Source organism: Chryseobacterium vrystaatense (genome assembly GCF_000737765.1).
GTDB lineage: Bacteria > Bacteroidota > Bacteroidia > Flavobacteriales > Weeksellaceae > Chryseobacterium > Chryseobacterium vrystaatense.
The window spans coordinates 958,810-972,038 of sequence record NZ_JPRI01000001.1; the positions used below are offsets into that span (position 1 = coordinate 958,810).

A 13,229-nucleotide genomic window follows, 5' to 3' on the forward strand; every position below is an offset into this window, starting at 1 on the left:
TTTCCCTTAAAATTACAAAAACTATGCAGGATTTTATAAAAAAAATGAACTACCTGCAGTTTTATTTAGCAGCATATGGCTACATTGTTAAATGGTAAGATGATTAAGATTTCTTCTGCATCTGGCAGAGTTTGATAAACTGTTCCTCTACATCCTTGAATTTAGCAGGTATTTCAGAAGATACCCAGAACATCATTGCAAGTGTTTTCTCTCCAAAAGCTTCTTTAAATAAATCCTTATTCAAACGGTAGCACTCTCTCAACAGCCTTTTCACTCTGTTTCTGTGTACAGCCTTCTTAAAGTATCTTTTTGAAACAGAAACACCGAATTTATGACTTTCTACCTCCAGATTGGGTTTGTCTTTCAGAATGATGATTCTTAGATTTCCACAGGTCCTCCATTTACCTTTGTCAAAAAGTAAAGCAATCTCAGTATTTTTTTTGAGTTTTTCTTCTCTGGAGTATGTAAAATTCTGCATTTAATCTTGTTTCACTAAATAATTAATCACCTCAGCTGCGGCATACAATCCGAAAATTGCTGGGATATAGCTTACGGTACCGTAGAAAGATCTTTTGTAGTTGGCTCCGTCCGTCAGTTTCAGGCTTTCTTCCTGCTGAAGTTCATTAGAAAAGACGCATCTGAACCCCTTATTGATATTTTCTTTTTTAAGTCGTTTCCTGATTTGTCTGGCAAGAAAACAATTTTGCGTTTTGCTGATATCTCGTACCATTACCTTACTGGGATCTGTTTTTCCACCTGCTCCCATAGAACTGATGAGCTTTATTTTTCTCCTTTTGGCAGCCTTTATCAGAAATAATTTAGGCGTAACACTGTCGATACAGTCCAGAATGTAATTAAACTTATCAGAATCGAGAACTTCGTCCATTCTTTCAGGATTAAGGAATTCATTGATCTTGATGAGATTAAGGTCCGGATTGATATCTAAAAGTCTTTCGGCAACCACTTCCACTTTATGTTTTCCTACAGTGGAACGCAATGCGGGTAACTGCCTGTTAATGTTAGTGATATCTACCGTATCACCATCCACAATAGTCATGTTTCCTACGCCCGATCTGGCTAAAAATTCTGCAGCAAAAGAGCCTACCCCTCCTAAACCTATGACGAGGACCTTTGCCTTGTTCAACTTTTCTAATCCATCCTCTTTGATCAGGAGCTCAGTTCGCTCCAGCCAGTACTTATCCATTCTTTATCGTGTCTAAATTTTCTAAAACCTGTTCATTAAGTTTTTCTGCAGAAATACCCTTTAATTCTGAAACTTTTGAATATAATTCTTCAATATTAAAACATTCATTGTCAGTTTCTAAAAAGATTTTATTTAACGGTGTATTTCTTACAATATCCTGCAAAGATAAATGATACAAAACAGCTTTTCCAAAACTCATATAAAAATTATTTTTCAACAGGTCTTCCGCGATACGCTGCTTTTTGTTAAAACCATGAATGATAACCGCTTGTTGAGCTTTCTTTTTAAGAGAAATTACTTCATAAAATTTTCTTACACAGTGAATAATCAACGGTTTTTGGATTTCATTGGAAATGAAAATTTGTCTTAGAAAGAACTGTTCCTGACTATTTTGTGGAGTTAAAACCATAGAATCCAGTCCGCATTCTCCTATGGCCACGCAGTTTTTGGATATGTTTGATTCTAGCCAGTGGAATTGCTCTTCCTGAGAAGTCATAACAATATCTTTAGGATGTATGCCTATGGAATAAGGTGATTCAGGGGGAACCGATCCGAATTCCACATTGTAGATCCCGTAAACATTACTCTTATGATGATGGTGAAAATCAAAAAAATCCATTAACAAAAGTACGATTATTCAGAAAATTAATTTAAAATTATTAAACGAACGTTTATAATTGTGTTAAAAATTTCTTAACTTTACTCAAAGTGCACTTCATGAGAAAAAAATTTACGGAAAAACAGATCCACATACTGGATATTGCTGAGGAACTTATTGCCAAAAAAGGGTATGAGGGAACTTCAGTAAGAGATATCTGTTCCAAGGCCAACATCAACGTGGCGATGATTTCCTATTACTTCGGTTCCAAAGAAAAAATGATGTCTTACCTTTATCAGTACAGAGTACTGAAAACAAGAGAAAATTTTTCAGAATTTGCTGACACCATTAAGGATGGAAAACCGGAAATGCAACTGAGAGAGATCATCAAATATATCGTTTCCCAATTGTTTAAATACAATTATTTCCACGGATTTGTAACACAGGAGCTCAGGCATACCGAAAACTTAAAAGATGAGTTGCTGGATTTCTATCAGCTATTTGTCAAAAAACTGGATGATGTCATCAAAAAAGGGGTCGCTTCAGGAGTATTCACATTTACATCAAAACCTGAAGATATTCTTACGATGATTATCGGATCCACATTATTTGTGATTAGAAATAAAAATTTCTACGAACTCTATGTGCCTAGTAAAAACGAAGAAGCCTATACCAAAGAAGCTGAAAAAAAAGTAAGAATGAATCTTTTACTCAGTGTTTTTGCAATTTTGGGATACGCTGCAGACTAAATTTACGTTAAATATTCATAAAAAAAAATCTATTGACAAAAAAGTTATATTTTTGCAAATTAGTAAATCGGCTGTATTATCCGAAAACTGTTGAATTTTTTATATGAAAAAATATATTTTAGGTCTATTTGCGGTGGCAGTTATTTCCTCATGCGTAAGCCAGCAGGAAAAAGCAATGAAGAGTGCTGACAAGAATTTTATCTTAAAGGCAGCTAATGAAAACTTTACCAAAAAGAAATGGAAAAACGCATTAGCACTATATGACAGGCTTACGAACCTTGTAGCGGGAACAGATGATTTTCCTAACGTAGGTTTTAATACTGCTTATGCTAATTATTATGACAAGAGTTATAAACTGGCAGGACACCAGTTTAAAAACTTTGCCGTGAATTTTCCGAAGGATCCAAGAGCAGAAGAAGCAGCATACATGTCTGCATTATGCTACTATGAAGGTTCTATGGATTACAACCTCGATCAGTCTACTACAGAAATCGCGATCAATGAACTTCAGGACTTCCTGACAAATTATCCAAACTCTGAGAGATCAAAAAATATCAGCCAGCTTATTGATGAACTGTCTTATAAATTAGAATTTAAGGCATACGAAAATGCAAAACAGTATTTCAAAATGGGTGAATATAAAGCTGCTAACGTAGCTTTAGATAATGTATTGGATGATTTTCCAAGTACAAAACTTCGTCCCAAGATCTATGATTTTATCATGAAATCACGCTATGAATTGGCTTTGAAGTCTGTTTACGATCTTAAAGATGAGCGTATTGAAAGCGCGCTTTCTTATACAAAATTGGTGGAAAAAGAACTTCCGAATACAGAATACGCTAAAACAGCAGTAGACCTGAGAGGAAAATTAGAAAAAGAAAAACAGAATTTTGTTGTTGTTAAAAAACAGACAGAAGCAAGGATTGCTGCATTAACAGCAAAACAGAAAAAAGAAGCTGACAGGATGTCGGAAAAGAATAAAACTGAACAGCAGATTAAAGATCAGATCACAAATGAAAAGAAGGCAATGCAGATCCAGAGGGACAGTGCGGCACTTCAGACCCCTCCACCGGCAGCCACTTTCAAAATCCAAAGATAATTCGTAAATTTGCGACCTTATTAATAAAATAATTTTCTCAAAATGAGTGTAAAAGATACAAAAGCAGAAGTAAATACTATTACTTACGATAAAGACAAGATTGAAGATAAAGTAGGTTCAATCTATGAAGCTATTGTTATCATGGGAAAGAGAGCAGAGCAGATCAATGCGGAGATCCGTACGGAACTTCACAATAAATTGGACGAATTTGCTGTGCACAATTCTACATTGGAAGAAGTTTTCGAAAACAGAGAACAGATTGAGATCTCTAAACATTACGAAAAACTTCCTAAGCCTACTTCTATTGCAATTGAAGAATGGCTGAATGAAGATATCTATTTCAGAAAGACAGAAGACAGAAAATAATTATTTTTGTTTTTAATCATATGAAGGTCATAAGGGAATTCAATTCTTTTATGACCTTTGTCTGTTTGTACCCGTCTTTGTGCGAAAAAATAAGTAATTTAGTAATTCAAAAATTAAAACTAAATGAGTGTTTCCGGTAAAAAGATACTTATCGCTGTTTCTGGAGGAATTGCGGCCTATAAAATTCATTTTCTCATTAGAGATTTTGTGAAAAACGGAGCCGAAGTTCAGGTAATGATGACGCCTGATGCAGAAAATTTTGTAACGAAATTGAGTCTGTCAACTTTATCTAAAAAACCTGTATATTCAGACTTTTACAGTGATAATGGTACCTGGAACAGTCATGTGGAAATGGGGCTTTGGGCAGATGTAATCATTATTGCCCCATGCACAGCCAATACATTAGCCAAGATGATTCACGGAATGTGTGATAATCTGGTAATTGCCACCTATATGTCTGCAAAATGCCCGGTATTTATTGCCCCTGCAATGGATCTTGACATGTATGCACATCCTTCTACCAGACAGAATCTTGAAATGGCAGAAGATTACGGACATTTTATTATTCCGGCTGAAACCGGTGAACTGGCCAGCGGACTGATCGGGCAGGGTAGAATGGCAGAGCCGGAAAAGATCTTTAAAACCGTTGAAGATTTCTTTACATCTGCAAGTTCCACCAAAAGTCTCGAGGGAAAAACCGTTCTGATCACAGCAGGTCCTACCTATGAGGCTATTGATCCTGTACGGTTTATCGGGAACCATTCTTCCGGGAAAATGGGGTTCTCGCTTGCTGAAGAAGCTTCAAAAAGAGGGGCGGAGGTGATTCTGATATCCGGACCAAGTTCTCAAACAACGGACGATAAGAATATTGAAATTCATAAAGTAACCTCGGCCAGAGAAATGCTGAATAAAGTTTTTGAATTTTATGACCGTGTAGATATTGGTATTGCCAGCGCGGCCGTAGCAGACTATGCTCCAAAAGAGGTTGCCAAGGAGAAAATTAAGAAAAATGATGATAATTTAACCATTGAACTGGTTAAAAATCCAGATATTCTTAAAACTATGGGTGAGAAGAAAACCCATCAGTTTTTGGTAGGTTTTGCATTGGAAACCCAGAATGAAGAAGAGAATGCCAAAGGAAAACTGGAAAAGAAAAACCTCGATATGATTGTCCTGAACTCCCTGAGGGATGAAGGTGCAGGCTTTAAAAATGACACCAATAAAATCAAAATATTTACCAGAACCGAGAAGAAAGAATTTAACCTGAAATCTAAGGACAAAGTAGCTGTAGATATTCTGGATTTTGTTGAGTCTCAACTTTTAAAATAATTTTAATAAATTTCCGTTCTCAATTTTTAATAGATAATGAAAAAAATCATAAGCCTATTCTTGCTGCTTTTTATATATAATCTGAGTTTTTCCCAGGAACTGCTTGCAACGGTACAGATCAACTCCCAACAGCTGGGAGGAAGTAACCAGCAGGCCTATAAAGCTCTGGAGAAAAGCCTTAGAGACTTTATCAACAATACAAGCTGGACCGGAAAGAAACTTCAGAATTTCGAAAAGGTAAAATGTAACTTTGCCGTCGTGATTGCGGAAAGAGACGGGAATAGATTCAAAGGAAGCATTGTAATCCAGGCTGTTCGTCCGGTGTACAATACCAGCTACGAGTCACCTTTAGTTAATCTTCAGGACCAGAGATTTGCTTTTGAATATGTGGAAAATGAAAATCTTGTATTTAATGAAAGACAATTCTCAGGGAAAAACCTTATTGATGTTGTCAGCTTTTATGTATACGTCATTTTAGGTTATGATGCAGACAGCTTCCAGTCTATGGGAGGAACTCAGTGGTTTGCAAAAGCTCAGCAGATAGCTCAAAACTCTCAGAACAGGAACTATGAAGGATGGAATGTCATCAATGAGCCACGAAGCCGTACAATCTTGATCAATGAGATCATCAATCCAAACTGGAGCCAGCTGCGGTCTACCATGTATACTTACCATAGAGCTGGTTTAGATAATCTGTTTAATCAGGATCAGACTACAGCGAAAAAGGTAATCTTTGATGCCCTTATGCAGCTGAAAATGTATGAAAACTCCTTTCAGCAGTCTTATTACTTCAATCTTTTTCTGGACAATAAAAGTGATGAGATATTTAATGTTTTCAATTCCGGAAACAACGGAGGTATCGTTATTAATGATCTTAAACAGCTGATGATGACGCTTTCTCCAAAAAATTCGGAGAACAAGTGGAATAAATGGAAATAAAGATCCATTACTTTCAGCTATTGAATACTTAATTCTAAATTCTATATTTGCATTACCTAAAGTAATCAGCTATTATCCATGCTTTCGAGAATTTACATTAAAAACTTTGCTTTGATTGATACTCTTGAAGTATCATTGAATACCGGTTTGCAGGTCATTACCGGTGAAACAGGAGCAGGTAAATCTATTATATTAGGTGCCTTAAGGCTTATCCTTGGCGAAAGAGCCGAAACAAAATCTATTTCTAAATCAGAGGAAAAAAGTATTGTCGAAACGGAATTTGCTTTAAATAACCAGTTCAAAAAATTCTTTATTGAAAATGATCTGGATTATGAGCATCAGACCATCATAAGAAGGGAAATCCTTCCTTCCGGGAAATCCAGAGCCTTCATCAATGATGTGCCTGTGACCCTTGATGTACTGAAAGAACTTTCTTCCAAGCTGATTGATATTCATTCACAGTTTGAAACCTCAAACCTTTTTACTTCAGAATATCAGTTTAAAATTATTGACGGACTTTCTGAAAACAAAAAAAATATTGAAGATTATCAGAATGAATTTTCAGACTTTCAAAGTTTAAAAATACAGCTTAAAAAACTTCAGACACAGCTTGCTGAGAACAGGAAAGAAAGTGATTACAAAGAATTTTTGCTGAACGAACTGGAAGAAATCAAATTGGATGATGTAGATTATGAAGACCTGCAGAATCAATTGTCTGTTCAGGAAAATGCTGAAATGATCTCTGAAAACCTTGTACAGGTTCTGTCAAGATTTCATCAGGAAGAAGTTGGAATCCTGTCATTCTTTAATGAAGCGAAAAACAAACTGTCCAGAATTGCTGAAGTCTCAAATACCTTTGCAGAACTTGATGAAAGGCTGGAAACCTCATTTGTAGAGCTGAAAGATATTATCTCCGAACTTGAAAATGAGTCAGAAAGAATAGAAATCAACCCAGCTAACCTGGCGATCCTTGTTGAGCTTAATAATAAAATCAATGCTCTGTTTTTAAAACATAATGTTTCTGACATAGATGAACTGAAAGAGCTAAGAGATCAGTTGGCAGGTGAACAGAAAGGGGCTTCAGAACTCGAAGATCATATCGCTGAGATTCTTGAAAATATTTCTAAAAAGGAGAAAACACTTCAGTCTCTTGCCGAAAAACTTTCAAAAAACAGGAAAAAATCAGTTCCTGTTTTCATCAAAAAAGCAGAAGGACTTCTTAAAAAACTAGGTCTTGAAAAAGCAAAAGTTGATATTGAACTTCAGGATACAGCGGAATTTAATGCATTTGGAAAAGAAAACATACAGCTTTTATTCCAGGCCAATTCCGGGTTTCCTTTAAAACCTATCCAGACTGCTATTTCCGGAGGTGAAAGATCCAGAGTGATGCTTGCCGTTAAAAAGATTATTGCCGAAAGTGATGAACTTCCAACCCTGATTCTGGACGAAATTGATACCGGAGTTTCTGGAAAGGTAGCTGAAGAGATCGGAAATCTGATGAGAGAAATGTCAGCAGATATGCAGCTGATTGTTATTTCCCACCTTGCACAGGTGGCTGCCAAAGGAAATAACAATTATAAAGTGGTAAAACGGGATGTTTCCGGAAAAACACAATCAACCATCATTGCTTTAAACGAAGAAGAAAAACTGAACGAAATAGCCCAGCTTCTTTCAGGAAGTAAAATTACAGAAGCTGCTCTGGCACAGGCAAAAGAATTAATAGGCTAAAAATCTGTAACATATTTTACATTATATTTACTAATATAAAAACTAAAATATGTTTCTAAAGTTTCTGAGACTTGAAATAAAAAGCTTTTTTCGCGGTACTTCTCTAGGCGTGAATCTTGCCATGAAGATTCTCCGTTTTATTGGAGTCCTCTATTTTATGGCTTGTATGGCCGGGGGTGCATTTGCTGCTTTCTACTACGTACAGAAAGAAATGCATCTGGATCCTTTGAGGGTTGTTTCAAAATACCTCGTGATGGCATGGGCTGCAGATCTGATTTTCAAATACATCTGGCAGGAAATGTCAACACAGAACATTAAGCCGTTTCTTACTCAGAATATTCCGAAGAATGCGCTGGTCAATTATATGCTCATTAAAACTTTTCTTTCCCCGTTAAGCTGGCTGAACTCTTTATTCTTTATCACTTTTTCGGTCATAGCATTATTTAACGGATATAGTACATTTGGAGTTTTGACTTGGTTAGTTGGGATTTCTTTTTTATTCTATCTTAATAATTTCATTAATATTCTGTTTAACGACAAAGAAACCGTTGCCATTATCATAGGCTGTATTTTTGCGGCGGTTGCTGGTCTTGGGTATTATAATGTAGTATCTGTACTTTCATACTCAGAGAAATTGATATATGGTTTCTACCAGACACCTTATTTAATTCTCATTCCCATTGTATTGTTTTTTGGTCTGTGGAAAATATGTTTTAGCTACGTTCGAAAAGAATTTTATCTTGATCAGGGGCTTGAAGCAAAAAAACAGTTCGGAAAAACAGAGAATATTGCGTTCTTAAACAGATACGGTGTCATTGGGACATTTATTAATAACGATATAAAAATGTTAAGACGTAATAAGGTAACCAAAGGAATTCTTATCGGAAGTTTTTTCTTTCTTTTTTACGGAATGCTGATGTATACCTCAACAATTTATAAGACACCGGCCATGATGATGTTTATGGGACTGTTTGTGACAGGAGGGTTTCAGTTTTTGTTCGGACAGAGGGTGCCGGCTTTCGACAGTTCTTACTATCCGTTGATGATGACACTTAACGTTCCTTACAAAGAATATCTCAAAGCAAAATGGTGGCTCATCAATATGGTCACTGCTGCTTCTATTGTTATCGCTATGTTTTATGCCTTTTTCGGTTGGGAGGTTTATGTTACATTCTTTGCTGCAGGCATATATAATATTGGAGTAAATTCCCAATTGACCCTTTGGTCTGGGGCATTTAATAAAACTCAGATCGACCTTAATTCAAAAGAAAAAAGGATCGGACAGAAAAACAGTTTTAATCTTAAGTCTATTCTTCTTCTGATCCCTAAAATGCTTCTTCCTATGGGGGTCTTTGCTTTGTCAAAATACTTTTTTGGAATGACAGCTGGAGTAGTAAGCATAGGACTTTTAGGGCTTATAGGGTTTCTACTGAGAGAAAAAATATTTGATATCATCGTAAAACAATATAAACGCGAAAAATACAGTACACTGGACGCATTTAAAAACAAAGACTAATCTATGATTACTATCAATAACTTATCCAAGACATACGGAACTGCTACAGTTCTTAATATTGAGCACCTTGAAATTACAAATGGTGAGACATTCGGGCTGGTAGGAAACAATGGGGCCGGAAAGACCACGCTTTTTAGTCTGATGCTAGACCTGATTCAGCCTACAACAGGTTTTGTAAGTATTGAAGGAATCAAAGTGAATAAGTCTGAAGCTTGGAAAAATAAAGTTTCTGCTTTTGTAGATGATACATTCCTGATAGGCTATCTCACACCTGAAGAATACTTTTATTTCATCGGGGAGCTGAGAAGCCAGAATAAAGCTTCTATCGATGAGTTTCTGAAACCTTTTCATGATTTTTTTAATGGAGAGATTCTCAATTCAGGAAAATATGTTCGTGATTTATCGAAAGGAAACCAAAAAAAAGTAGGAATCGTGGGGGCACTTATCGGAAACCCTGAGATTATCATCCTGGATGAGCCCTTTGCAAATCTGGATCCCTCGACTCAAATCAAACTTAAAAATTTAATTAAGGAACTTTCTAAGGAAGATGGAGTGACTTTTCTGATCTCAAGCCATGATCTTTCGCATACCACGGAAGTCTGTAATAGAATCGTTGTCGTCAATAAAGGGATACAGGTGAAAGATATTCAAACTAATCCTGAGACATTAAGAGATCTGGAACAGTATTTTGCGGATCAGGTTGCTGCACCTTCAGAAGTTTAATTCATAAAACAAAATAATGAGCATTGAATCACAAAATGTTACGGACTATCCTAACAGCAATACTATTTTTATGGTATGGAAACTTAATGACGGCCCCCAGCTGAAAGAAGCGTTTCAGCAGCTCTGTGCTTTGATTCTTAACCTAAATAATTCAGCTTTTAACAGATTTCCAGACAGCAGAGCAAGCTGTGTCATGGGGATTGGTTTTCATGCATGGAAAAAATTGAACCTTTCAACAACCCTTCCTAAAGAACTTGTAAATTTTGAAGAGATTAAAGGGGTGAAACATACTGCCGTTTCTACTTCAGGAGACCTTCACTTTCATCTGAGAGCAGATAATAACAGCCTTATTTTCGATATGGCAATAGAGATATCAAAATTATTGGCGCCGGTTGCAGAAAGTATTCTTGAGATCCATGGATTTAAGTATTGGGATGCACGTTCTATTCTTGGTTTTGTAGATGGAACGGAAAATCCACATGGAGAAGACCGGGATTATTTTGCTAAAATAGGGGATGAGGACTTACAGTATAAAGGAGGCAGCTACCTGTTTGTTCAGAAATATATGCATAATATGGATGCATGGAAAGGGCTTTCTACAGAACAGCAGGAAAGAGTAATCGGACGGTCCAAAGAAAATGATATTGAAATGTCTGATACTGTAAAACCGTCCAATTCCCATATTGCTTTGGCTAATATTGAAGGAGAAAATGGGGAAGAACTGAAGATCGTACGGGATAATATGCCTTTCGGAAGTCCTTCTTCCAATGAATTTGGCACTTATTTCATTGCTTATTCCAGTACATTTAGCACGACTAAGAAAATGCTAACCAATATGTTTGTGGGCGACCCTCCAGGCAATTATGACAGGATTTTAGATTTTAGTACAGCAGTAACGGGAACACTTTTCTTTGTTCCGACAAGAAATATGCTGGATGAATTTTCAGGATAATAAAAAGTCCGGGAAATTATTTCCCGGACTTTCTATCAATTATTTTAGATTGGATCTTCCTCTATCGGAACTGCGCACATATTAACGTGAACCATACACATTCCCTGACATGGGTTTTCTGTATAAGCACTACAACACGCATAGTAACCGTTATACTGGATCAGGTACCAGTTAGTAGGGCAGCGTGGAATGACTGCACCGCCAAATACATCTTTAAGGTTGGCTCTGCTGAATTTTTTTAGATTTTTCATAGCAAAATATAATTAGGCTCTACTATAGTTCTACATGGGATCTCCCGAGCACATTCCCTCTGGAATAAGGCAGAATGTTCCCTTGCATGGATTTCGTTCAGGAGGCATCGAAAGGCAGCAGGCATGATAACCGTTAAATTCCAAATGAATCGTAGTACCCGGACATGTGTGTCCTCCCAAAATTTCTCTTAAGTGATCTCGGTTTAATTTTTTTAGATTTTTCATAAGAATAGTTTAAAAATTACAATTATATCCCTAATATAGGAAAAAATATTAAATCGTAAATATGCTTTGTAAAAAATTGTAATTCAGTGTTTTGATAAAAAGAGAAAACCTCAGAATTTCTGAGGCTTTCTACTATTAGTTTATAGTGAGATTTTATTTAAGGCTTCCGACCATGTCTTCCGGCTTTACCCATTCGTCAAACTGCTCTGCAGTTAAAAAGCCTAGATTAACAGCTTCTTCTTTTAGAGTAGTTCCATTTTTATGGGCTGTTTTTGCGATTTTTGCTGCATTTTCATAGCCTATGTGGGTATTTAGAGCGGTAACAAGCATTAGTGATTTGTCTACCAGTTCTTTGATTCTTTCATGATTAGGCTCAATTCCTTCTGCACAATGGTCATTGAATGATATACATGCATCAGCAATCAGTTGCGCTGACTGCAGGAAGTTGTATGCCATCACCGGTTTGAAAACATTAAGTTCGTAATTTCCCTGAGTTCCGGCAAAAGATATTGTCGTGTCATTTCCAAGAACCTGAGCACAAACCATAGTCAATGCCTCATTCTGTGTAGGGTTTACTTTCCCCGGCATAATAGAAGATCCCGGTTCGTTTTCGGGAATATGAATCTCTCCGATTCCCGAACGCGGTCCGGATGCCAGTAATCTGATATCCTGAGCTATTTTAAATAAAGAGACGGCCAGTTGCTTTAGAGCTCCATGAGATTCCACAATGGCATCGTGAGCCGCTAAAGCCTCAAATTTGTTTTCAGCTGTGACGAACGGATGGTTTGTAAACTTTGCAATATATTCAGCTACTTTTACATCGTAGCCATTTGGTGTATTAAGTCCTGTACCTACAGCGGTACCGCCCAAAGCGAGTTCAGAAAGGTGTGGCAGGGTGTTTTTTAAAGCACGCAATCCATATTCAAGCTGAGCCTTGTAGCCTGAAAATTCCTGTCCAAGAGTAAGAGGAGTAGCATCCATAAGATGGGTTCTCCCGATTTTTACAATATCTTTAAACGCGTCAGCTTTGGCAGCAATCGTGTTTTTTAATTTTTCAACCGCTGGGATTGTTACTTCCACCACCTTTTTATAAGCTGCAATGTGCATGGCTGTTGGGTAGGTGTCATTGGAAGATTGTGATTTGTTGACGTCATCATTCGGATGAATTTCAGATTTATCACCTAAAGTTCCTCCATTGTTTACGTGGGCTCTGTTTGAAACGACTTCATTAATATTCATATTCGACTGTGTTCCCGAGCCCGTTTGCCAGATCACCAGAGGAAACTGGTCGTTGAGTTTTCCTTCGAGGATCTCATCACATACTTTAGAGATCATATCCCTTTTTTCTGCAGGAAGAACTCCCAGATCCGTATTAGTATACGCTGCTGCTTTCTTTAAAAAAGCAAAAGCTTCAATGATTTCGTGGGGCATAGAACCCTCAGGGCCGATCTTAAAATTATTTCTGGAACGCTCAGTTTGTGCACCCCAGAATTTGTCTGCAGGTACCTGAACCTCTCCCATAGTGTCCTTTTCGATTCTGTAATTCATTG

15 protein-coding genes are annotated in these 13,229 nt (G+C 36.9%); 9 read left to right on the forward strand and 6 right to left on the reverse strand.

Features of this window, described 5'->3' with window-relative positions; all coding sequences use genetic code 11:
• Nucleotides 1-103: 103 nt before the first annotated feature.
• Genes rnpA through IW16_RS04450 form a run of 3 tightly spaced genes read right to left on the reverse strand, consistent with a single transcriptional unit; the run spans nt 104 to nt 1,823 of the window.
• Nucleotides 104-478: a ribonuclease P protein component gene (rnpA, locus tag IW16_RS04440; protein ID WP_034740059.1), complete on the reverse strand. Its 375-nt coding sequence runs from the start codon at nt 476-478 to the stop codon at nt 104-106.
• Nucleotides 479-1,204: a tRNA threonylcarbamoyladenosine dehydratase gene (locus IW16_RS04445; protein ID WP_034740061.1), complete on the reverse strand. Its 726-nt coding sequence runs from the start codon at nt 1,202-1,204 to the stop codon at nt 479-481.
• Nucleotides 1,197-1,823: a TatD family hydrolase gene (locus IW16_RS04450; RefSeq protein ID WP_034740063.1), complete on the reverse strand. Its 627-nt coding sequence runs from the start codon at nt 1,821-1,823 to the stop codon at nt 1,197-1,199. The genes IW16_RS04445 and IW16_RS04450 overlap by 8 nt, the downstream gene beginning before the upstream one ends.
• 98 nt (nt 1,824-1,921) lie before the next feature.
• On the opposite strand from IW16_RS04450, the gene IW16_RS04455 reads away from it, so the two are divergent.
• The 9 genes from IW16_RS04455 (at nt 1,922) to IW16_RS04495 (ending at nt 11,203) form a co-directional block, all read left to right on the forward strand.
• Nucleotides 1,922-2,551: a TetR/AcrR family transcriptional regulator gene (locus IW16_RS04455; RefSeq protein ID WP_034740066.1), complete on the forward strand. Its 630-nt coding sequence runs from the start codon at nt 1,922-1,924 to the stop codon at nt 2,549-2,551.
• Between the two features lie 103 nt (nt 2,552-2,654).
• Nucleotides 2,655-3,650: an outer membrane protein assembly factor BamD gene (locus IW16_RS04460; RefSeq protein ID WP_034740068.1), complete on the forward strand. Its 996-nt coding sequence runs from the start codon at nt 2,655-2,657 to the stop codon at nt 3,648-3,650.
• A gap of 42 nt (nt 3,651-3,692) precedes the next feature.
• Entirely contained in the window at nt 3,693-4,016 is a 324-nt protein-coding gene (locus IW16_RS04465) for a DNA-directed RNA polymerase subunit omega (RefSeq protein ID WP_027372958.1), read from the forward strand.
• A gap of 123 nt (nt 4,017-4,139) precedes the next feature.
• Nucleotides 4,140-5,345 carry a bifunctional phosphopantothenoylcysteine decarboxylase/phosphopantothenate--cysteine ligase CoaBC gene (gene coaBC, locus IW16_RS04470; RefSeq protein WP_034740070.1) on the forward strand — a complete coding sequence of 402 codons (1,206 nt, stop codon included), beginning with the start codon at nt 4,140-4,142 and terminating at the stop codon, nt 5,343-5,345.
• A gap of 36 nt (nt 5,346-5,381) precedes the next feature.
• Nucleotides 5,382-6,284: a type IX secretion system protein PorD gene (gene porD, locus IW16_RS04475; RefSeq protein ID WP_034740071.1), complete on the forward strand. Its 903-nt coding sequence runs from the start codon at nt 5,382-5,384 to the stop codon at nt 6,282-6,284.
• 78 nt (nt 6,285-6,362) lie between these two features.
• Entirely contained in the window at nt 6,363-8,012 is a 1,650-nt protein-coding gene (locus tag IW16_RS04480; protein ID WP_034740074.1) for a DNA repair protein RecN, read from the forward strand.
• 49 nt (nt 8,013-8,061) lie between these two features.
• Complete coding sequence (locus IW16_RS04485; protein WP_034740078.1) at nt 8,062-9,528, forward strand: DUF5687 family protein; 1,467 nt, start codon at nt 8,062-8,064, stop codon at nt 9,526-9,528.
• A 3-nt stretch (nt 9,529-9,531) separates the two neighbouring features.
• Nucleotides 9,532-10,251: an ABC transporter ATP-binding protein gene (locus tag IW16_RS04490; protein ID WP_034740079.1), complete on the forward strand. Its 720-nt coding sequence runs from the start codon at nt 9,532-9,534 to the stop codon at nt 10,249-10,251.
• Between the two features lie 16 nt (nt 10,252-10,267).
• Nucleotides 10,268-11,203 (forward strand): Dyp-type peroxidase, encoded by a 936-nt coding sequence (locus tag IW16_RS04495; protein WP_034740081.1) that lies wholly within the window; start codon nt 10,268-10,270, stop codon nt 11,201-11,203.
• 44 nt (nt 11,204-11,247) lie between these two features.
• Here the strand turns inward: IW16_RS04495 and IW16_RS26430 are convergent, their stop codons facing one another.
• The 3 genes from IW16_RS26430 to fumC all read right to left on the reverse strand — a co-directional run bounded on the left by IW16_RS26430 (nt 11,248) and on the right by fumC (nt 13,227).
• Nucleotides 11,248-11,454, reverse strand: coding sequence for a bacteriocin-like protein (locus IW16_RS26430; protein ID WP_073170571.1), 207 nt, complete (start codon nt 11,452-11,454; stop codon nt 11,248-11,250).
• A gap of 30 nt (nt 11,455-11,484) precedes the next feature.
• A complete protein-coding gene (locus tag IW16_RS26045; RefSeq protein ID WP_073170568.1) occupies nt 11,485-11,679 on the reverse strand; it encodes a bacteriocin-like protein in 195 nt (64 codons plus the stop codon).
• Between the two features lie 153 nt (nt 11,680-11,832).
• Nucleotides 11,833-13,227: a class II fumarate hydratase gene (gene fumC, locus IW16_RS04500; RefSeq protein WP_034740083.1), complete on the reverse strand. Its 1,395-nt coding sequence runs from the start codon at nt 13,225-13,227 to the stop codon at nt 11,833-11,835.
• Between the last annotated feature and the right edge of the window lie 2 nt (nt 13,228-13,229).

Excerpts from the sequence above, each read along its gene's own strand:
- rnpA (WP_034740059.1), bottom strand. The coding sequence starts at position 478 with ATGCAGAATTTTACATACTCCAGAGAAGAAAAACTCAAAAAAAATACT.
- IW16_RS04445 (WP_034740061.1), bottom strand. The coding sequence starts at position 1,204 with ATGGATAAGTACTGGCTGGAGCGAACTGAGCTCCTGATCAAAGAGGAT.
- IW16_RS04450 (WP_034740063.1), bottom strand. The coding sequence starts at position 1,823 with ATGGATTTTTTTGATTTTCACCATCATCATAAGAGTAATGTTTACGGG.
- IW16_RS04455 (WP_034740066.1), top strand. The coding sequence starts at position 1,922 with ATGAGAAAAAAATTTACGGAAAAACAGATCCACATACTGGATATTGCT.
- IW16_RS04460 (WP_034740068.1), top strand. The coding sequence starts at position 2,655 with ATGAAAAAATATATTTTAGGTCTATTTGCGGTGGCAGTTATTTCCTCA.
- IW16_RS04465 (WP_027372958.1), top strand. The coding sequence starts at position 3,693 with ATGAGTGTAAAAGATACAAAAGCAGAAGTAAATACTATTACTTACGAT.
- coaBC (WP_034740070.1), top strand. The coding sequence starts at position 4,140 with ATGAGTGTTTCCGGTAAAAAGATACTTATCGCTGTTTCTGGAGGAATT.
- porD (WP_034740071.1), top strand. The coding sequence starts at position 5,382 with ATGAAAAAAATCATAAGCCTATTCTTGCTGCTTTTTATATATAATCTG.
- IW16_RS04480 (WP_034740074.1), top strand. The coding sequence starts at position 6,363 with ATGCTTTCGAGAATTTACATTAAAAACTTTGCTTTGATTGATACTCTT.
- IW16_RS04485 (WP_034740078.1), top strand. The coding sequence starts at position 8,062 with ATGTTTCTAAAGTTTCTGAGACTTGAAATAAAAAGCTTTTTTCGCGGT.
- IW16_RS04490 (WP_034740079.1), top strand. The coding sequence starts at position 9,532 with ATGATTACTATCAATAACTTATCCAAGACATACGGAACTGCTACAGTT.
- IW16_RS04495 (WP_034740081.1), top strand. The coding sequence starts at position 10,268 with ATGAGCATTGAATCACAAAATGTTACGGACTATCCTAACAGCAATACT.
- IW16_RS26430 (WP_073170571.1), bottom strand. The coding sequence starts at position 11,454 with ATGAAAAATCTAAAAAAATTCAGCAGAGCCAACCTTAAAGATGTATTT.
- IW16_RS26045 (WP_073170568.1), bottom strand. The coding sequence starts at position 11,679 with ATGAAAAATCTAAAAAAATTAAACCGAGATCACTTAAGAGAAATTTTG.
- fumC (WP_034740083.1), bottom strand. The coding sequence starts at position 13,227 with ATGAATTACAGAATCGAAAAGGACACTATGGGAGAGGTTCAGGTACCT.